At 45.0% G+C, this 21,500-nt stretch carries 15 protein-coding genes; 12 read left to right on the forward strand and 3 right to left on the reverse strand.

Going from position 1 to position 21,500, the window contains the following annotated elements:
- Nucleotides 1-2: 2 nt before the first annotated feature.
- Nucleotides 3-3,626 carry an exodeoxyribonuclease V subunit gamma gene (locus QTA56_RS12330; RefSeq protein ID WP_267981234.1) on the reverse strand — a complete coding sequence of 1,208 codons (3,624 nt, stop codon included), beginning with the start codon at nt 3,624-3,626 and terminating at the stop codon, nt 3-5.
- Between the two features lie 450 nt (nt 3,627-4,076).
- On the opposite strand from QTA56_RS12330, the gene QTA56_RS12335 reads away from it, so the two are divergent.
- Nucleotides 4,077-4,583: a hypothetical protein gene (locus QTA56_RS12335; protein ID WP_267981235.1), complete on the forward strand. Its 507-nt coding sequence runs from the start codon at nt 4,077-4,079 to the stop codon at nt 4,581-4,583.
- 17 nt (nt 4,584-4,600) lie between these two features.
- Here QTA56_RS12335 and pap read toward each other — a convergent pair whose 3' ends face one another.
- Nucleotides 4,601-6,019 carry a polyphosphate:AMP phosphotransferase gene (gene pap / locus QTA56_RS12340; RefSeq protein WP_267981236.1) on the reverse strand — a complete coding sequence of 473 codons (1,419 nt, stop codon included), beginning with the start codon at nt 6,017-6,019 and terminating at the stop codon, nt 4,601-4,603.
- 202 nt (nt 6,020-6,221) lie between these two features.
- On the opposite strand from pap, the gene QTA56_RS12345 reads away from it, so the two are divergent.
- The 5 genes from QTA56_RS12345 (at nt 6,222) to mdh (ending at nt 12,014) form a co-directional block, all read left to right on the forward strand.
- The gene (locus QTA56_RS12345; protein WP_267981237.1) at nt 6,222-6,929 is read left to right on the forward strand and encodes a DUF8198 family protein; all 708 of its coding nucleotides are present in this window, start codon (nt 6,222-6,224) and stop codon (nt 6,927-6,929) included.
- Nucleotides 6,930-7,122: 193 nt separating this feature from the next.
- Nucleotides 7,123-8,064, forward strand: a complete 942-nt coding sequence (ubiE, locus tag QTA56_RS12350; protein WP_267981238.1) for a bifunctional demethylmenaquinone methyltransferase/2-methoxy-6-polyprenyl-1,4-benzoquinol methylase UbiE — start codon at nt 7,123-7,125, stop codon at nt 8,062-8,064.
- 10 nt (nt 8,065-8,074) lie between these two features.
- Complete coding sequence (locus QTA56_RS12355) at nt 8,075-8,755, forward strand: ubiquinone biosynthesis accessory factor UbiJ (RefSeq protein ID WP_267981239.1); 681 nt, start codon at nt 8,075-8,077, stop codon at nt 8,753-8,755.
- Nucleotides 8,756-8,767: 12 nt separating this feature from the next.
- Nucleotides 8,768-10,387: an ABC1 kinase family protein gene (locus QTA56_RS12360; RefSeq protein ID WP_267981240.1), complete on the forward strand. Its 1,620-nt coding sequence runs from the start codon at nt 8,768-8,770 to the stop codon at nt 10,385-10,387.
- A gap of 454 nt (nt 10,388-10,841) precedes the next feature.
- Nucleotides 10,842-12,014, forward strand: a complete 1,173-nt coding sequence (gene mdh / locus QTA56_RS12365; RefSeq protein ID WP_267981241.1) for an iron-dependent methanol dehydrogenase — start codon at nt 10,842-10,844, stop codon at nt 12,012-12,014.
- A 213-nt stretch (nt 12,015-12,227) separates the two neighbouring features.
- Here the strand turns inward: mdh and QTA56_RS12370 are convergent, their stop codons facing one another.
- On the reverse strand, nt 12,228-13,409 hold the full coding sequence (locus tag QTA56_RS12370) for a helix-turn-helix domain-containing protein (RefSeq protein WP_267981242.1): 1,182 nt from the start codon (nt 13,407-13,409) through the stop codon (nt 12,228-12,230).
- Nucleotides 13,410-13,549: 140 nt separating this feature from the next.
- Here QTA56_RS12370 and exaC point away from each other — a divergent pair, with 140 nt between their 5' ends.
- The 6 genes from exaC to QTA56_RS12400 all read left to right on the forward strand — a co-directional run bounded on the left by exaC (nt 13,550) and on the right by QTA56_RS12400 (nt 21,419).
- A complete protein-coding gene (gene exaC / locus QTA56_RS12375; RefSeq protein WP_267981243.1) occupies nt 13,550-15,061 on the forward strand; it encodes an acetaldehyde dehydrogenase ExaC in 1,512 nt (503 codons plus the stop codon).
- Nucleotides 15,062-15,463: 402 nt separating this feature from the next.
- Nucleotides 15,464-16,777 carry an FAD-dependent oxidoreductase gene (locus tag QTA56_RS12380; RefSeq protein WP_267981244.1) on the forward strand — a complete coding sequence of 438 codons (1,314 nt, stop codon included), beginning with the start codon at nt 15,464-15,466 and terminating at the stop codon, nt 16,775-16,777.
- A gap of 27 nt (nt 16,778-16,804) precedes the next feature.
- Nucleotides 16,805-17,191 (forward strand): VOC family protein, encoded by a 387-nt coding sequence (locus QTA56_RS12385; protein WP_267981245.1) that lies wholly within the window; start codon nt 16,805-16,807, stop codon nt 17,189-17,191.
- A 538-nt stretch (nt 17,192-17,729) separates the two neighbouring features.
- A complete protein-coding gene (gene hisIE, locus QTA56_RS12390; RefSeq protein WP_267981246.1) occupies nt 17,730-18,497 on the forward strand; it encodes a bifunctional phosphoribosyl-AMP cyclohydrolase/phosphoribosyl-ATP diphosphatase HisIE in 768 nt (255 codons plus the stop codon).
- Between the two features lie 9 nt (nt 18,498-18,506).
- Nucleotides 18,507-20,015, forward strand: coding sequence for an AAA family ATPase (locus QTA56_RS12395; protein WP_267981247.1), 1,509 nt, complete (start codon nt 18,507-18,509; stop codon nt 20,013-20,015).
- A 24-nt stretch (nt 20,016-20,039) separates the two neighbouring features.
- Nucleotides 20,040-21,419 carry an AAA family ATPase gene (locus tag QTA56_RS12400; RefSeq protein WP_267981248.1) on the forward strand — a complete coding sequence of 460 codons (1,380 nt, stop codon included), beginning with the start codon at nt 20,040-20,042 and terminating at the stop codon, nt 21,417-21,419.
- Nucleotides 21,420-21,500 lie beyond the last annotated feature (81 nt).

Genomic DNA, 21,500 nt, shown 5'->3' on the forward strand with positions numbered 1-21,500 from the left:
TCTTACTCCACACGTAAAAATTCGAAAATAGGTTGATACAAAGCGTAGGCATAATAATCACAGGCATATTGTAATAAGGCGGTGGCATCTTGTTCTTGCAGAATAAATTGCCAGTCATGATGCAATTTACACGCTTCATTTTGAGTCATGTCAAAACCAGAGAAATCACCTGTATCATTCCAGTCTTTTAAAACCTGTTTTTGGCTGTCTTCAACCAGAACCCATCGAGACTCCTGCTCAACCCATGCACAGGACTTACCTTTTTCCATTGGCTTCAAAATCAAGGCTGCGGGTAAGACCACAGGCTGTTGCTGCGCCTCTTGCCACAGTCGCAACCAGTGGTTTAAATAGTGTTTCGCCTGTTCGGAACCCAATCCCTCACAAATCACGGTCTGGTCACTAAATACCACGATACGGCGTTTTTCTGTAGCGGAGTCATCGTTCAGCACAGCCAGCCACAACAAATATTCCAGCCAGAGCTTAACAAAACGTTTAGCCCGCGCACTCGACGCTTCTACACTGACCCAATCCTGTACATTCTGTTTTGGCGTGACACAGACCATTTGCAGTTGTTTTGAGATACGCCAGACCCGTTGTGTGGTTGGTGTCGGGGCTGCCGCATACTGCTGTAAACGTTCAAGCAAGCGCTGTTGCTCCAAGCGGCTTTGCTGCCATGCACTGTGCTGTACCTTTCCAACAGGAAGCTGATCCTGCAAAATGCCAGCCGAGGTCTGCTCATCCTGCTGCTGTAGAAAATGGCGAATAGCATATTTCCCCAAACCATCCAGCAACAATGGTTCAGTTTGATCCACCAGTTCAGTTGCCGTTAAATTTTCCACCCCCAAGGTTTTTAAATACAAACGCGCTGGGAACGCCACATCCTGAATCCATTGCTGGCTATTTAGAATCAGCATCTCATCATGTTCAACAGGATAGCGGGTATTCACCCATGCCTGCCGTTCCCCTTTGACCTGCTGAATTTGCGATGCGACATTAAACCAGTGGTCCTGATAACGGACATGGCCCTGTTCCGCCATAAAACCCAGTGGATCAAAAGGCTGTAGCCGATGGATATGATAAAGTGGATAAAGTTGTGGGGGGATGTCATCAAATGCAGTCTCTTCCTCAGGGAGAGATTTAGAGAGGGAGGGCTTTACAATCAACGCCAAATGATCCCGAAAGGCCTGCAAAATACTGGAGGGTTCACGCACCTCCCCATCATTGACATCAAAGCCATTATAAAACAGCCAGAGCTGTTCCTCGGCCAAAAGCACCGCATCCAGAAAAGCCCCCTGATCATCTTCTAAACGAGAACGGTCACCCAGTTGCTGACGTAACGCATCCATTAAGTCAAAGGGAATATGCGCATCCCTATTGGGGAATTTACCTGTATCCAGATTAAGCAGCACAATCAGGCGATAAGGAATCGGGCGAATCTGTCCAATCTGGCTAAAGGTGATTTGCCCTGTTGGCTCAACCTGTGCCGACTGGCTTTCCAGCGTCCGTTGAATTTCCTCAATGATATAAGGCAATGGCAGTGTAATCTGGCGCAAATGGGTTTCAGCATCATCATAATAACTTGCCAAAGTCAGCATCCGTTCCTGCTTCTGTACAATCTCACGCACGGCCTTTAGGGCAACAATATCAGCTTGCTCAAACTCCTGAATATCATCCTTGAGCTTTTTCAGCCAGTCCTCAACAGGTGACTGCTGTCCCAACTCATGCGCAATCAACCAATTGCGTCGGAGAGATAAATCCTGATAAATCTGGATCAAGATCCCAATCAGCTCAAAATCATCTGGCTGTACCTGTGCATAGCTCAGTATATCCTGTACCAGCACATGCGCTGGCACGGCAATTCCCAGTGCCAGACGATCCAGCGCAAATTTAAAGCTATAGCGATAGTCCTGGTCATCAGCACTCAAGCTCTGTTTTAAATGTTCAGCATCCAGACCACGCTTAAAGCCTGCATCACTCAACAAGGCCAGCATCCGTTGTGCCTGGGTATAATCCAGACCATAACGCTGTTGTGTCGCTGACAGATTGAGCCAGTCGGCAAAATCATCATGGGCAAAGCGTCCCTGTGTCAGTTGTAAACGCCCCAACACCGCACGCCATGCATTTAAGGCATCCAGTGATGCCACGCCTGCAATCTTGACAGGCAGAAACACTTCATGCTCATTGGGGACAGCAGGAAATACACTACGGATTAATGGCTCAAGCTCAGCCAGATTGGGTGCAAGCACCAGCACATCACTGGGACGGCGAGCAACGGAATCAGGCTGTGACAACCAATATATCAACTGTTCCTTTAACACCTCAAGCTGGCGCAAACTGGAATGGCAGACATGCACCTGAATCGAATCATCATCGAGTGCAAGCTCATATTGTTCCGCTTTAGGTTCAGCCAGATAAAAAATATCGGACTGGACCTTACCCAGCAGGGTTTCGGGAAACTGCTCCACAAAGGCATCGACCCATTTCCCCTCCTCACCTGTGGCAAGTTGAGAAAGCAGCGAGAAATGGTCACGTGCCTGTTTGCCCAACCGAGTCAATAAAGGATGTCGGGATTCTCGCGCCTGAGAATTAAAAAACAGGGTGAACTGTTCAAAAAAGGTCTGGATTTCAGTATCGGTGGCATTAGGATTTTTGGCAATAAACCGTTCCTTAACGCCCAAGTCATAACGCTGCTTCCACAGTGGATCGACACTGTCTGCCCAATATTCCTGCGAGGGGTTATAGTGCAAAATCAACACATCCAGATACTGCCCTAGACGACGCAAGAATTGCAGTTGGCTGGGTGGCAAGTCCAACAGGGTAAATACAATCACCTGATCTGGAAGCTGCGCCAATGCACGCTGGCGGGTCTGTGGATTGTCCAGAACCCGCCAGAAATCGGCATCAATACTTTGCATCTCCACAAAGTCGGCATGAAAATAGTTTTGCCATAGCCAGCGCTGCCAGGCTTCCAGTTGCTGGGTCTGGTTTAAGCTAAATGCGGAAACTTGCTGGTCAGTTTGGGAGATTAACCGTTCAATATCCAGAGGATGATCTAGCCCCCATGCCGCCAGCCAGTTGCCTGCACAGCGACAATTTCCCTTGCATCCCTGTTGGCAATCGCCACGATAAAGCATGTAGTTGTTAAACAGTTGCGAAACCTGCTCCGCCACCCAGTACAACATGCCCTGTTTTTTAAGCTGTTTTTCTGTGCCCTGCTGCAACTGGTCGGCACTGTCATAAATCCGTTGCACAATCGAATACAGCGGATGCTCTAGCGCAAGGCTATTTTGCTCTGCCTGAATAAAGGGTTGGAGCGCCTGATAAATCCGCCATTTCAGGATCAGCCGTGGAATATTGGCCTTGCGCACCTGTTCTTTATTCTCCAGCACTTGTTGATAGGCATACCACTGGAAACCACGAATTTTCTGGTGAAATTGATAGTTGGCGGTCATACCCTGCTGCTCGGCAATTTTCTGGGTCAGCCACTGCTCCTGGGCAGGACTCGGCACAATAAAATGCTGGGTTTTAAACACCTGAAACGGGGAGGCACTGGGTTGGGTAATGGAGGCCATCACACCTTGCAATAACACATCAAGGCGTTGACTCTGAATAACATGAATACCCATCCGTTAATACAACCTCATCAATAAACGACTATTTTGATACATGAAAATGTACATAATCATTAGGGTCAGTTGACACTTCACAGATGCTTGCGACAGAGGACATTTTTAGACGGTACAAGGCATGACTTATGAGATTTAGCCATTCTAAATGAATAAGGCATAAAGCAGTAACGGCAAAAAATGTCCCTGTCCCGTAGGGTTATCGCTAAAACTGCCCCAAACTTCGTTATGAAACTTGACAAGGGGATCGCCCTTGCCTGCGTTTCATGCCTTGTTTGTGTGGTTTTAGCCTATAACGCAAGGCATGGCTGAAATATCAACTGACCCTACTATACAACTTCATATAACTATGTCACGTTAAACACAGCATGAAATAAAAAATTTGTTTTGAAATTCACCATTCAATACGGTTGAATATACGATCAAGGGATAGACTTTAGGTATAACTTTATGAAAATTGAAAAAATTCCTGATTCAATTGACCCAGGTTTAAATCTGGAACAAATCCGTGATGAATGTCTGGCACGTACCAAAAAAACCGCCTACTACTCTGCGGGTGCGGCCATTGTCCCCATTCCATTTTTCGATGTGGTGGTTGATTTAGGTATGCTCACGCAGATCATACCTGATATTAACGCACGTTTTGGCCTGGCACCTGAACATATTAGCGTTTATGACCCAGAGACCAAGAAAGTTCACTGGGATGAACTGCGTAAACGTGGCTTCGAGTTCTCAGGTTTTGTGGTGGCACGTACTGCAATGAAAAAATCATTTAATGGTTTTTTCACAAAGATTGCCACCAAACAGGTGACTAAATTCATTCCGCTGGGTGGGCAACTGGTGGCGGCCAGTCTTGGCTATTTTATGATGCGTAAAATCACCGAAGCACATATTCAGGACTGCTACACACTTGCAAAACGGATTCAGCAAAAAAGCCGTAGTACGATTGTAGCGTAATAATAGAATAAGGCAGATTAATCTGCCTTAAGCTGTTCCAGAATCGCCTTTAACACTTCAATCCGTGCCGTATTCTTATCATCCGTCGCAATCACATGCCATGGCGCATAGTCGGTAGAGGTACGTTCAAACATATCCGCAGCGGCTTCAAGGTAGTCATTCCATTTATCACGGTTACGCCAATCCTCCTCGGTAATCTTAAAGCGCTTATGCGGGGTTTGTTCACGTTCCTTGAAACGGACGGCCTGCTCATCCTTGCTAATCGCCAGCCAGATTTTGACAATCACCGTCTGGCTGTCCACAAGGTTCTGTTCAAAACGGTTAATCTCATCATAGGCACGTTGCCATTCAACCACTGAGGCAAAACCCTCAACACGTTCCACCAGCACACGTCCATACCAGGTCCGATCAAAAATCGTGATCTTGCCGCCATCATTCAATCGTGTCCAAAACCGCCATAAATAGGGGCGACGTAATTCATAGCGCTCAGGCGCCGCAATGCTATGAATTTCATATTCACGCGGGTCAAGCTTTTTCACAATCCGCTTAATGGCGCCCCCCTTGCCCGCAGCATCCATTCCCTCAAAGGCAATAATGACCTTGCGTTCATCATAGCGCAGGGCATCAGCCACTTTTTTAGTCAGTTTATTGAGTTCTTCCTTATAATCATCTTTAACCAAACTCTCTTTGGAGGGTTCCAGCAATTGTTTCGGGATTTTTGCCTGTTGCCATTTTTCAGTAATTTTGGTCTGGTGATCAGGAAGTTCCTGAAGCGTTTGCAAAACATATTGTGCAAAGCACTGGTCGCGGTACTTTTCATCTTCCCCATTAATGACAAACCAGTCATCCGTGAACCTGTGGCTCAGGTTCTGCAAGGTATCGTATTGTTTCTTATTACGCCAATCCAGACCATGCAGTTTATGCCAGTGCTGTTCCGAGGCATCAATCTGGTCCAGCCGTTTTTGCAATGATTTCCATGACAGGTCAAACCAGACCTTAACCACATGCACATGGTTATGTTGCAGGTCATGTTCAAACGCACGCATTTGCTCAACATATCCATCAAACAACGCCTCATTTAATGGCTTGGACACATGCATTGCTGTTGCCAGCAAGTCACTGTACCAATTGCCAAACATCACCACGATCTGCCCTTCGGCAGGTATAAAAGGTGTATAGGATTGCCAAAATGTCTGGTTATTTGTCAATAGCTTCGGGGCATCCGCTTTGACTTTCAGGTAACGTGGATCAAGCCACTCACGCAACTGCTTGACCGCCTCACCCTTGCCCGCCAGTTCAATGCCACTAACCAGGATCAGGACACTTTTCGCATTGTTCTTGCCCCGACTGTCTTTCAATGCATACTGGGCTTCTATCAGGTCCAGCGAAAGCTCATCTTCATCACGTAATTCAAATTTTGGTTGTTGGGTACTCATGTTTTGCTCTAAACGGCTCATTATTAAAAATAAGTATAGTGAAATCGACCCAGCACCAAGAAAGCCCCTTGTACAGTTTCTGTAGACAAAATGAGTGCATGGACATACTGACCGATTGTTGGACATTTAGGGTTTATGCTGTCATGGTTCTCAGTTATGATGCGCCCTATGATTTTATGGTTTACTTCAATTAAGTCCGATTATGTCTAAACTCTCCGCATTTGATGACCTTTTACAACAATACAATGCTTTCAACTATCATGCAGATCCAGCCCTTGCCCAACGTTTGCATGACGTCCAGAGCTGGATAAAACAACGTCTTGGGCATAGCCATCAAGAACTATTCAATCAGCCAGAAAACCAGATCATGGCGCAATATTTCCTGAAACGTTTATATGGTGGCCCTGATTTTGACGCACTCGCAAAACAAATCGAACGCCTGCTTAAGTTTGCCCATAAAGTAGAAGGCCTAATTCCTGCCAATGCCATCAAGACAGGCACCAAGTCGGTGAGTCTGGCGGTACTGGCCACCCAGCTTGATGAGCAGGTTGCGAAGCAAATATTGGCGGACTATCCACTGGACACCCCATTAACCGATGAAATCATGCGCCAGACATTCCTTAAACTGGAACAGCATGACGCACGTTATGAACAACTGGATTTGCTGGATGAACTGGGTGTGACGCTGGATAAATATATGCGTTCCACCATGATGTATGCCGCGTTTAAAATGTGTAAGGGTGTGGCGCATAAACACCAGTTTGATGGCATGTATGAGTTTATTCAGGAAGGTTTTGATGCCATGAAGCCAATGAAGTCGGCGGCGGCATTTATTAAGACCTTTACCGCAAAAGAACGCGAGATCATTGAGAAAGTCCATTCAGGGCATCCAGATCCTTTCCGCAGTTAAATGCTGGACTACTCCAATCCCTCTACCAAGAGGGATTTTTTTCATCTTCACATAAAAAATTAAAACACTTTTTGGAAAGTGACTTTCTGTATATTATTCATAACAATGATATGCTAAGCCCTGTAAAAAAATACAAAATCTGTCATGATGCATGCTGATTCGTGCCGCTAGAGCGAAAGTTTAGGAGAAAACAATGTCTAACGAAAACCAACAGCCCACCCCAGAAGTTGAGCAAAACCCAGGTTCAGACAAAGTCAGTCCTTTCCTCAGCACACCGCTCCCGCAGGGAGCACCACAAGGTCAACAACAATCTTTACAACAGGGTTTGACTTCAGCACCAACAGGTTCCGTACCAAAATACAACCTGCCGCGTGGTGCCAATACAGGCAATGTTGGCGCAACCACCCATTTTGGCTATCAAACTGTCAGCAGCGATGAAAAAGCACAGAAAGTGGCGGAAGTGTTCCATTCAGTGGCAAGCAAATACGACATCATGAATGACCTGATGTCATTTGGTATTCATCGTATATGGAAACGTTTTGCCATTAACATGTCAGGCGTGCGTCGTGGACAGCATGTACTGGATATCGCGGGTGGTACAGGCGACCTGGCTAAAGTGTTTAGCCGCGAAGTTGGCCCGAATGGTCATGTGGTGCTTTCAGACATCAATGAGTCCATGCTCAATGTGGGCCGTGACCGCCTGATTGATGCGGGTTGTACCAATGTGGATTTTGTGCTTGCCAATGCAGAAACGCTAGAGCCATTTGCAGACAATAGTTTTGACCTCGTCACCATCAGTTTTGGTTTGCGTAATGTGACCGATAAGGATGCAGCACTTGCAGCCATGTACCGTGTGCTTAAGCCAGGTGGCCGTTTACTGATCCTCGAATTTTCCAAACCTGTGTTTGAACCATTTTCAAAGCTCTACGATCTTTACTCATTCACGGCCCTGCCAATCATGGGCAAACTGGTTGCAAATGATTCTGAAAGCTATAAATACCTTGCTGAATCCATCCGTATGCACCCAGACCAGCGCACCTTAAAAGGCATGATGGAAAATGCGGGCTTCCAAAGCTGTGACTACCACAACCTGACAGGTGGTATTGTTGCTGTTCACCGTGGATTCAAACTTTAAGGCTTAGGATATGTGGTCGATTTTAGCACTGGGTGCAGTCGAACGTATCATTCATCAGGTGATTGATCTGGATGCGATTACCCGTATTCAGCTCAATCAGCTACAAGGTCAATTGTTGCGGGTTGTGATCGATCATCCACAGCTCTCGGTTGATGTTTTTTTTGATGAAAATAAAGTTCGTCTGGAACCTACCGTGACGGGACACAGTCAAAGCCCATCAATATTTGAACAGCGTCCATATGATGTTCAAAATAAAATTACAGATGCCACAGCCACCCTGCATGTCGCCAATGTAGTCGAATTAGCCAAACTCCTGCTCAGTGATATGGACCAGATTGGCAATATTCCACTGCAAGGTGACTATCATTTATTGCAGGATATCCAGCGTATCATGCAGCAGGCAGAACCCGACCTTGCCGCACATCTATCTCCGTGGATTGGTCCTCAGCTGGCGCATGAACTGGGTAAGATACAGCTTGCACCCAAACACCTGAAACACTCATTGCAAAGCCACCTGTTCTTTGTTGAAGATGCATTAAAAGAAGATAGCGGTTTATTTGCCCCACGCTGGCAAATGGATGGCCTGAATCGGGAGACCCGCCAGCTCAATCAGGAAATAGACCGTCTAGAAGCCAGATTCCAGCAATTACAGGCCCAATTCCATTCACACCAGCAACCCACACAAAACTAGGTAAGATTTTATATGATTCCGCATGTTAGACGGTTATTTGAACTTTGGCGCATTGCAGCACACTATCGCCTTGACACCTTATTTCCTGCGGAAGAATTACCTGTAAAAGCCCAACATGCCTTGGGTGTGATTAAAATGCATCCTGCGGCTTGGTCAAGCCGTGAAAAAAAGAATCCGCTTAAACTCAAGGAAGCACTGGAAGAGATGGGGCCTTTGGCGATTAAGCTGGGTCAACTCCTGTCTACCCGTCGTGACCTGATTCCACCAGAACTCTTATCGCAACTGGTGCTGTTGCAAGACCGTGTAAAGCCCTACGACACCCAGTTGGCCAAACAGCGGATTCAGGAATCCCTCAAGGCAGATGTTGGCACCTTGTTTGCCCGTTTTGATGAACAGCCACTTGCCGCTGCCTCAATTGCACAAGTACATACCGCCGCATTACACGATGGCCGTGAAGTGGTGGTCAAAGTCACCCGTCCTGATATTCGCAACCAGATTCTTCAGGACTTTGAAATTTTGGCATGGCTGGGTGACTGGCTGGAAAACCGTCTGGAAGCTGCCCGTGCGCTGCACCTGTCCGAGATCATTCAGGACTACCGTCAGATCATTTTAAATGAGCTTGACCTGAGTCTGGAAGCGGACAACACCCGCCGTATGCGTCATTACTTTACAGGTTCCAGCATGATGTATGTGCCTGAAGTCTATATGGACAGTAAAGACGTGATGGTCGCTGAACGCATTACGGGCGTACCGATTTCCGATATTGCGACCTTTGACCGTTTAGGTATGAATCGTGCGGACTTGGCAGAAAAAGGTTTGACCATTTTCTTTACCCAAGTGTTCCGTGACAACTTTTTCCATGCGGACATGCACCCTGGCAATGTCTTTGTCGAAACCATTAACCCAAGCAATCCACGCTTTATTGCGCTGGACTGTGCCATTATGGGTGAGCTGTCCAAGTCTGATCAGATGACCGTTGCACGGATGTTGTTGGCCGTGATGAACAGCAACTTTATGCAGTTGATTCAGATTGTGCATCAGGCAGGCTGGATTCCACCAGGAACCGATCAGGATGCACTGGCACGTGAAATGCGTCGTACCGTTGGCCCTATGGTGTCCAAGCCGATGGATCAACTGGATTTTGCAGGCATCCTGATTCAGGTGATGGATATTGCACGGCGTTTCCATCTGGAAATTCCACCACAACTCATGTTGCTGTTAAAAACGCTGGTTCATGTTGAGGGTCTGGGTACTGACCTTTACCCACAACTGGATATCTGGAAACTGGCAAAACCGATTCTCACCGAATGGGTCAAGGCCAATATGAATCCAGTGAAAAATTTCAAGGAAATTGGTCAGCAAATTCCTGATTTATTATTAGGCGCACAGGACTTACCGAGCCTGTTGATTGACAGTCTTAATGGCTTGAAGAATCAATCCACCTGGCATGACAAACAGCTTAAAGAAATTCAGCAGATGCGTTTGCAAATACAGCAGCAGCAACGTCGTAGCTGGATGTTTGGCAGCACCATGTTGATTTTGCTGACCATTGCCATTATTACCCCGTGGTTTGTCTCAATTGTCTTAATTGTATTGAGTAGCTTGTTGGCGCTGTGGCGTATTATGAAATAAGCTACACCTGCCTATAAACAAGGGACTTTTTAGCTTCAAGTGTGATGGGGTGCTATTGGCTCCTCATCATTGCCACTCAATCAATATAAAGATTCAATTAACAGCACTTTTATCGTTATGTTTTAAATGTTCATATCAAATAACCAATATTCTAATCTGTCTCAATTGAATAAATAATTTATACATCCCAATCCAGCTCATGACAACCAAATTTAGTATCTGATTTTATTAATAATATTATTTTTATCAACTCTAGTTTTAAACTGTTTCCAAGAAAACCCTATCCCCTGTTGTGTTGGATATCCGAACCACTTCTCCTGTTTCCAATGCCGCCTCATTTATTTATTGGTAGGTTTTTGGTAGGTGGGAAAAAATTTTAACCCTCCCATACTAGGCCTACAGTGATGAGATCACTGAATAACAAACAATGGATTATGGAAGAAGGAATCACTCCATGGCTTTTAAGAATATTGCAGATCAAACAAACGGTTTTTATATCCCTTGCGTGTCACTTTTTGGCCCTGGCTGTGCCAAAGAAATTGGAACTAAAGCTCAAAACCTCGGTGCGAAAAAAGCCTTGATTGTAACGGACGAAGGCTTATTTAAATTTGGTGTAGCCAATACCATTGCAGAATATTTAAAAGATGTTGGCGTAGACAGCCATATCTTTGCTGGTGCAGAACCCAATCCAACAGATATCAATGTACATCATGGTGTACAGGCCTATAATGACAATGGCTGCGATTTCATCGTTTCTTTAGGCGGTGGTTCCTCACATGACTGTGCCAAAGGAATCGGCCTGGTAACAGCTGGCGGTGGACATATCCGTGATTATGAAGGCATTGATAAAAGCACTGTTCCCATGACACCGTTGATTGCAATCAATACAACGGCGGGAACAGCATCTGAAATGACCCGTTTCTGTATCATTACCAACACTGACACCCATGTAAAAATGGCAATCGTCGATTGGCGCTGTACCCCACTGATTGCAATTGACGATCCTAAACTCATGGTGGCCAAACCTGCTGGCTTGACTGCCGCAACGGGTATGGATGCTTTAACACATGCGGTAGAAGCCTATGTTTCCACAGCAGCAAATCCAATTACCGATGCATGTGCAGAAAAGGCGATTGCCATGATTAGTCAATGGTTACGCCCTGCTGTTGCGAATGGCGAAAATATTGAAGCACGTGATGCCATGAGTTATGCACAGTACTTGGCAGGTATGGCATTTAACAATGCATCTCTCGGTTATGTTCATGCGATGGCACATCAATTAGGTGGTTTCTATAATCTGCCGCATGGTGTATGTAATGCGGTACTGTTACCCCATGTCTGTGAATTCAACTTAATTGCCTGTCAGAATCGTTATGCAAAAATTGCAGAATTGATGGGTGTAAATACTGACGGATTTACTGAAACTGAAGCGGCTTTTACAGCCATTGACGCCATTCGGGAATTGTCATCTTCAATCGGTATTCCATCTGGTTTGAATGAACTCGGCGTGAAAACTGAAGATCTTGCAATCATGGCTGAAAATGCACAAAAGGATGCATGTATGCTGACCAACCCACGTAAAGCGACTCATGCCCAGGTTGTGGAGATATTTAAAGCTGCACTCTAATCGTTCTGTTAAAAGTAAGTCACAGCCTCCGAGAAGTGGCTTACTTTTTTTGTGGGAATAGCAAACTGGTGATATTCCCACTTTTTTTATCCCTATAAAAACTGTGATCGTAGTACACAACCATTGAATTAATACACTGATATATTTAATTATTAAATAAAACTGAAATTAGAATTTCAAAGATAATTTTTCGCAGAATACTAAAAACAAGCTTCAAAACATATCTTTAAACTTATTCAAAGATAAATGCGCAGGATGATCTGAAGGCAATAACTCCATCAGGCGTTCAACTGCATCTATTGCTTCGGGGAAGTGAGCAACATGCTTCAATAACAAATCCGTTTCTGTGGTTTTAAAGATTGCATCACTTAAACGCGACTCCAGACAATCCCGCCATGCGCATAAAAAAGGGCTTTCCGTCTTAGCCAAAAATACCCCTTTGTATACCTGTAACGCAGAAGCCACATATCCAGAATCAAGCGCCTGTTCAGCCAAAAGAAAATCAGCCTCCACATCGGCCAATAAACGATAGGGCCGTGAACCTAGCATCCCACCCAGAATATCCCTGAGTTGTGACATTTCAGCTTTTAATGTGCCAATGCTGACTTTACGCTCACCATATAGAGCTTGATGTAATTTTTCTAAATTTAATCCATTTGGACAAAGCACCAAAATTGCCAAAATCTCAATTTGACGTGGTGTAAGAACCAATGACTTACCATTAAAGAAGATTTGTGGGGTTGAAAAAGCACGGATATATAAATGTTGTCTTTGCTGATCAATAAGTGCGGTTTGAATGATGGAGGCACAACGTTCTGCCGCCAAAACCCCTAAACTGTTGTGTTTTTTCCACGTGGTTGATAAATCGACCACACCCAATACCTGTTTGGAATAGGGATCAATAATTGGAGCTGCATAACAGACCCAGTCATGGATGGACTCCATATAGTGTTCATTGGAAAATACACAACTGGATTGTTGGGTTTTTAGCGATAGAGCCAAAGCATTGGTTCCAACCACCTCCTCTGCCCACTGCCCACCTGCAATGAAATGTACCTTTTCAGCGGCACTTTGCATTTGTGTACTTGAGGCAGTCCATATAATCGTACTTCCCACATCACCAACAGCGATCACCATCGAGGATTGTGCAGCAATATGGCCCAGTTCACTGGAACAGGCATTTAAAGCCTTATCCAGACTGGTTTTATTTTTTTTATTGTGGTTGAGCAAAGGTGCCGCCAAACGCTCTTTTGGAATTGAGGACAATACTGATCGCTGCCAAGAACTCGCGATACTCTGCTCTAACTTCTCAGCACTTTGGGGAGACAAACTATTTTGTTGCTTTAACTGATCAATAGACTGTCTTTGCCGTATGAGCTCTTGCTTTGTAAACATTTGTGCATCCCTCACGTCTGAGCATGGTTTCCAACCTTTCTCCAACCTTCACCCTTATATCCTAGTCAAATAGCGTACAAAAGTACCTTATACCAAAGCTGTAGACGCTTAAGATCAATTATAAGCAAAGGAATATATATATGCGTTACATCGATCCGAATCAACCAGATTCCAAAGTCCAGTTTAAATCACAGTATGAAAATTTTATTGGTGGCGAATGGATAGCCCCTGTCAGAGGAGAATACTTCGACAACGTTTCACCTGTCGATGGCAAAGTATTTACAAAAATCCCGCGTTCCTCGGTTGAAGACATTGAACTTGCACTTGATGCAGCCCATAAAGCAAAGGCTGAATGGAATAAAAGCTCCCCAACAGTACGTTCAAATATCTTGCTCAAAATTGCCGATCGCATGGAGGCAAACCTTGAAATGCTTGCGGTTGCGGAAACCTGGGATAATGGCAAGCCAGTTCGTGAAACATTGGCAGCTGACATTCCACTGGCAATCGATCATTTCCGTTATTTTGCAGGTTGTATCCGTGCACAGGAAGGCGGCATTTCAGAAATTGATGACGATACCATTGCCTATCACTTTCATGAACCATTGGGTGTCGTGGGCCAGATCATTCCGTGGAATTTCCCAATTTTAATGGCAGCATGGAAACTTGCTCCCGCACTTGCGGCAGGAAACTGTGTGGTTTTAAAACCTGCCGAACAAACCCCAGTCGGAATTTTACTGGTTCTTGAACTCATCCAGGACCTTTTACCAGCAGGCGTACTCAATGTGGTTAATGGTTATGGTGCTGAAGTGGGTCGGCCACTGGCAACCAGCCCACGTATTGCCAAGATTGCATTTACAGGTTCAACCCAGGTTGGACAGTTGATTATGCAATATGCGACAGAAAACATTATTCCAGTCACGCTGGAACTTGGTGGTAAGTCTCCAAATATCTTCTTTGAAGATATTATGGACAAGGAAGATGATTTTCTGGACAAGGCACTTGAAGGCTTTGCCATGTTTGCACTGAACCAGGGTGAAGTGTGTACCTGCCCATCTCGTGCATTGGTTCAGGAAAGCATTGCAGATGCATTTTTAGAAAAAGCCATTGAACGTGTGAAACGAATCAAGGTTGGCCATCCTTTAGATACTGAAACCATGATTGGTGCCCAGGCGTCCCTAGAGCAACAAGAGAAAATTTTACGCTGCATCAGTACTGGCCGTGAAGAAGGTGCTGAACTTCTTACAGGTGGTAGCGCCAGACAAGAAGTGGGTGAAGGTTTTTATATCGAACCAACCGTTTTCAAAGGGCATAACAGTATGCAAATTTTCCAGGAGGAAATCTTTGGCCCTGTCCTGTCAGTCACGACCTTTAAAGACTTTGATGAAGCGATTCAAATTGCCAATGAAACCATTTATGGTTTAGGTGCTGGGGTCTGGTCTCGTTCGGCGCATACCTCATATCGTGCGGGCCGTGCTGTTGAAGCAGGCCGTATATGGACCAACTGTTACCATATTTATCCTGCACATGCGGCATTCGGTGGTTATAAGAAGTCAGGTATTGGTCGTGAAAACCATCGCATGATGTTAGACCATTATCAACAAACCAAGAATCTTTTAGTCAGCTACTCAACCAAACCAGCTGGATTCTTCTAATCACGACATCCATGTCATTCTTTTTGAAAAGGGCGAATGTATATGACATTTGCCCTTTTTATTTATTCACTCGACCACGATCCACCTACGTTGCAACGATGTTTTCAAACTCATTGTAATTAGGCGGCACATAGAATTTTAGCAAGGCATCCTTTCTGATTTAATAAATTAAAATCGTATAAATTTTCGGATTACTTTACTTGAATCCAATTTTTACTTTTTACATTTAAAATAGTTAAAATTTTTAACTCATCCCAACTTTAATCTTTATTGGTCAAACTAGTTATTGTTCTTCCACCTCAAAATTGATTTGCCAGCTATTATCAAACGTTGGGAAGTGGCATAGGATTAAGCTGCATTCTCTTTAAAAACAACCCAATAACGACTGCATAAGAACAAACAATGAAAACACCCCATTTTGCGATTATTGGGGCGGGTACAGCAGGACTCGCCACTGCCATTTTACTTGCCCGTCAAGGTCATTATGTCACCATTTTTGAACAGGTGGATGAACTCGCGCCTGTGGGTGCAGGTTTATTATTACAACCTGCTGGCCTGGCAGTTTTTGAACATCTTGGCGTACTCGACCATGCCTTAAAACTTGGAGCAAAAGTGACAGGCTTGGAGGGAAAACTTGCCGATCAGCGTCTTTTGGTCAATAGCCATTACCATCAGGCTGGAAATCATCTTTACGGTTTAGGCATCCATCGTGCCACCTTATGTCATGTGCTGATGCAAAAGCTGGCTGAGTATTCCAGCCAGATCAACTGGAGAATGGGACATGGCGTTGATCAGATTCAGGAAAGTGCCCATGAGGTTCGACTCATCGGGTCTTACCAACAACAGAAATTTGATGCCTGTTTTGATGCTGTCCTGATTGCCAATGGTGCCCGCAGTCAATTGCGTCCTCAAGCTTGGGTTAAGGTTGATCAGGCTTATCCGTGGGGTGCTGCATGGAGCATTGTGCCTGAATGTCCTGTATTGGACTCTGAAATCCTGCATCAATTTTATGATCGTTCCAAGATCATGATGGGGATTCTACCGACAGGCGCAATCCCCTCTGCACCACAGCAACGACTTTCCAGCATCTTCTGGAGTTTACCCACCGCACAATTGCAATCATTTTTAAAGGATGAGTCAACGAAGCAGCAATGGATAAAACAGGTTACAGATCGCTGGCCTGATGTTGCTGAATGGTTGAAACAACTTTTGGCTGATCAACAAAATCAACCTCAGTGGTTGTCAGCCCAATACCGTGATGTGGTGATGTCTCAATTTGGGCAAGGTCGAATTGGGGTGATGGGTGATGCCGCCCATGCCATGAGCCCTCAACTCGGGCAAGGTGCCAATATAGCTTTGTTGGATGCATGGGCCTTTTCACAGTCCTTGCAAAACGCCAGGAAAAATCAGCAGATTGACTGGGCAATGTTGTGGCAAAACTATCACCAGCACCGTCGTTCCTCGACCCAGTTTTATCAATTCCTCAGTCGATTACTCACACCACTTTATCAATCTGATCACTGGTGGGCAGGTGGTTTACGTGATCTGGTTTTCCCGTGGATGTACCAAATTCCCTATTTCCGTAAAGAAATGGCCATTACCATTTCAGGTTTAAAAACTGGGATGTTCCAGCAACTAGATTATCAACAAATTGCCCACTATCAAGAGGATGATGATTCTTTAGTTTCCAGCAATCAATCCATTACTGACTATTAACCACATTTATTAAGACTTAAACTATTTATGAAAATTAGTCATTTAGATCACTTAGTTCTGACAGTTGCTGATATTAAAACCACCTGCCAATTTTATCAGTCCGCATTGAATTTTGAGGTCATCAGCTTTGGTGAAAACCGAAAGGCACTGCAATTTGCTTCTCAAAAAATCAACTTGCATCAGGTTGGCAAAGAGTTCGAACCCAAAGCTTTTTACCCCACCGCTGGTTCAGCAGATTTATGTTTTATTGCTGAAACGCCATTAAATGAAGTGATCAGCCATCTGCAAAACCTAAATATTGAAATCATTGAGGGGCCGATTGAAAGAACAGGTGCAATGGGGAAAATATTATCCATCTATTTACATGACCCTGATCAAAACCTGATTGAAATCTCAAACTATATCGATAAGTAAAAACAGAAAGTTCCATCAATAAAAATAAGGCTAAAACATGAAATATAGTTTTCTATGGGCACTCTATCGACAGGATAAAGGCAAGGCGATTCGAAAAGGATGCTGGTTTTTATTTCCAAGCTTTGCCAATCTGTTTTGTTTTCTAAATTTCCACTATCAACTCATTGAATGGCAAGTGAATCCAAAATCTTCAATAGGAAAATTAATCTCTGGATCTCATTTTTGGTGGGTCATATTATTTGACTGTATACCATTTCTTTTATTAGTTACTGTTTGGCAAAGGCAAGTGCTCAAACTATTATATCTTTGGCTCTTTATTGCCGTGTGCTTTTGTTTAATTAATGCTTGGTTTTGGGCTAGCTATCCTTACAGCACAATTATACTTTTTGGATATTCCATTAGATCATTAAAACAAGAACATAATCAACTCATGAGCACCTATATTCATTCTCGTTCTTAAATGTTTTTACCCAACAAGCATAGCCAACCCTAGCCACAAACGCTAAACTAGCTGCTTTGCCCACAACGGATTTCACGCATGTCAAACTGGTTAGATGAAGTTAAATTTGATTCCAATGGTCTTGTTCCTGCCATTGCACAACATCATCAAACAGGTCGCGTGTTAATGGTTGCATGGATGAATCGTGAAGCATTACAACTGACTGCTGAAAAAAATCAGGCGGTGTATTACTCACGTTCACGCCAGAAACTCTGGCATAAGGGCGAAGAATCAGGACACTTTCAAACCGTGCATGAAATCCGTCTCGATTGCGATGCCGATGTCATCATCCTACAAATTGAACAACATGGTGGCATTGCCTGCCATACAGGTCGTGAGTCCTGCTTCTACCGCAAACTTACACCACAGGGTTGGGAAATTGTTGATGCACAGTTGAAAGACCCAACTGCCATTTATGGCGCATCTGCCAAAATAGAAGCGCATGATCACCGTCACAGTGAACAGGTGGATGTACTCAGCCATTTAGGGCGCTTGATGCAGGAACGCAAACAGGCTGAAGCGGACAGCTCCTATGTGGCCAGCCTGTATAAAAAAGGCATCAATAAAATTCTGGAAAAAGTCGGTGAAGAGAGCGTGGAAAGTATCATCGCGGCTAAAGATTACGCAACGCATGCTTCACTGGAAAATAAACACGACCTGATCTATGAAGTGGCTGACTTATGGTTCCACAGCATTGTGATGCTTGGCTATTTTGATCTTGACCCGCACGTTGTTCTGGATGAACTCGCGCGTCGTCAGGGCTTATCTGGCCTGGTTGAAAAAGCCAACCGCAGCAAAGAGGCGTAACCCATTCCTGTGTCGAGTATCGAAAAGCCCAAAGCCACCTATGAGCAGGCAGTTGCCATAGACAATGCCCGTTTAGGGCAGTCCTTTAAAGTGATTGCCTATGCTGGCACAGGTAAAACCACCACTTTACAAATGATCAGTGATGCCATGCCTGAACGGCGTGGTATGTATCTGGCATTTAACAAGGCCATTGCGTCCGAAGCGCAAAACAAGTTTCATGGCAATGTGAACTGCCGTACTTTTCACTCGCTTGCTTTCCGCAGTGTGCCGCGTGGTGTGACTGATAAATTACGCCTGCCCCGTCTCAGCCCAAGCTTTATCGCGAAAGAATATCGGCTGGAACCAATTACCCTGCGGCGTTTAATGGGTGGACGTTATGAAAAATATGTGTTGATGCCAAGCCGCCTTGCCAGTCTGGTCGCCAATGCGGTCAGCTATTTCTGTTCCACCAGTTCGCAATACCCTGCACCGCGTCATATTCAGGCACCCAGTTGGCTGCATCAGGATGATATTGAATCCTTACAGCAACACTTATACCCAGCCGTTGAACGTCGCTGGCTGGAATCGATTGACCAGAACCATCAGGCAGGGATTGGGCACGATATTTACCTAAAACTTTGGGCATTGTCTGAACCAAATATTCCCGCCGATTATGTGCTGTTTGATGAGGCTCAGGATGCTGATCCGTTGATGCTCGGCATTTTACTGCGCCAAAAAAGTACGCAGGTGATTTATGTGGGTGATGCCCATCAGCAAATCTACGCATGGCGTGGCGCAATCAACGCTATGCAGCAGATGCCGTTGCCTGAAAGCCGCTTGACCACCTCATTCCGTTTTGGTGACGCCATCGCCGATGTTGCCAACAGCCTGCTTGGCGCACTAAATGAAACCGTGCCATTACTTGGCAATCCAAACTTAAAATCCACGGTGGTGAATAAACCGCATACTAAAATGCGTGATGCGATTCTATGCCGCACCAATGCGCGTGCAATGGAATTACTGCTTTCAGGTTTGGTGCATGGTGATAAAGTCAGCCTGCAAGCCGATCATCAAAAATTAAGCCGCTTTGTTGATGCGGCCAGTTTACTAAAACAGGGCAAGCGCATCACCGATGTGCCAGAACTGGCTTGGTTTAATTCATGGCATGATGTGCATGAATACTGTGAAACTAATGATGGCAGTGACATCAAGCCTTTGGTCAAGCTGGTGGATGAACATGGCACTGAACCACTGAAAAAGGCATTGGCGAAAATCACCCCGATTGAACAGGCAGACTATGTGATTTCAACCGCGCATAAGGCCAAGGGGCTGGAATGGAATCGGGTGCATATTGAAGATGATTACCAGTTCAAGATTAACGGACTGGAACATAAAATTACAGATGAGGAATTAAGACTACTTTACGTCGCCTGTACGCGTGCTAAAGTAAGTTTAAATATTCATCATCTTTATGACCTGATACAACAATTAAAGCTAAAACAAAGCGCTCCCTCAAGTCTTCGCCAGTCCGTAGGTTAAAGCGCTCGTGACTGAGGTGAACTTATGCAACTTGAATCGGTTCTATTTAAGCATGTCGGCATGTTTCGGGACTTAAACATTGAGTTTCAACCTGAACAATACCCGATTACCCTGATTCTGGGTGACCAGTCCACAGGCAAAACCACCATCCTAAAGAACATCTATCAGGCCCTGACCTGGTTTTCGGCACGCTATAAGGATATTCGGACTGCGGGTGTGGTGATTGCGGATCAGGACATTATGCTGACTCGGCTACAGGCCAAAATCCAGATTCAGGTACACATGAGTGAGGAACTCAATCATGGCTTGACTGAAAGTAGCGCTGCACAGGCAGCCGACACACAACGTTGTAGCTGGAAACTCTACAAAACCTTTAACAGTCAGGGAGTGGGAATTAGCCAGGTTGAAAGCCAGCAGCTTGACCAGATGGTGAGCCTGTACCAAAAGATGAATCAACAGGACCCCTTGCTGGGTTTGCCAATGATTGCCTACTATCCTGCGGAACGTTTTGTACAGGAAGTGAATCTACAGAGTAAAAATGTGCCAGGCACCTTGCAGGACATTTCAGCCTATGATTTAACGCCAATCCCCTACACCACCTTTGCACGTTTTTTTGAATGGTTACGGGAAATAAGCGATGTCGAGAATGCGCACTCGGCCCATATTGTCAGACGCCTGATGGGCAACGACTTTAACCAGCAAAACCAGTCCGAAATATTGCAGGAACTGCAACTGGAACTGGTCAAGCATCCCAAACAGCTCTCGGCACCCAACCTGCATGCCCTGAAAACCAGCTTGAATACCGTTTTTCCCAAGCTGCAAGACCTTTACATCCAGTATGTTCCCAAGCTGCAACTGATAGTGCGTTATGAAGATCGGGTGATGCCATTTCAGCAACTGTCTGCATCAGAAAAAACCTGGATTGCACTGGTGGGTGATATTAGCCGCCGATTATGCCTGCTCAATCAACATAGCTTTGATCCATGTCTGGAGGGCGAGGGCATCCTGCTGATTGACCACGTGGATATGCAGTTGGACCAGAATGCATGTGCCGAAATTCTTGAGCGCTTGCATGAGGCATTTCCCCGCCTGCAAATCATTGTGACAGGCAACCGTGATGAGTTGCTTGAACATGCGCTGCATTACCAGTGCCTAAAACTGGACCAGCACGGTATTTACCCGATTCAGTTGGAGGCATCACAACAGCAGCTTTCCGCCTTATATCAAGATTTGGTGCAGCCTGAACCAGAGAGTGAGACCCAAACACCCCTCCTGCCCTCTGAACCCACATTAACCAAAGTGGATGCGTTATTTCACCAGATACAGGAGCTGAATCCACAGGAAAAGTCTGATTTATTGAATTTACTCAAGATTGATGACACACCACAACAAAGCCCACTTTGAAATACGGTTCAGGGCAGTATTGAAAACGATACATCAACATGATATGTAACTTCATGTAATAACATCAGATTTTTATTGATA

Origin of the sequence: Acinetobacter thutiue, from assembly GCF_030385805.1 — a bacterium.
Taxonomy (GTDB): domain Bacteria; phylum Pseudomonadota; class Gammaproteobacteria; order Pseudomonadales; family Moraxellaceae; genus Acinetobacter; species Acinetobacter corruptisaponis.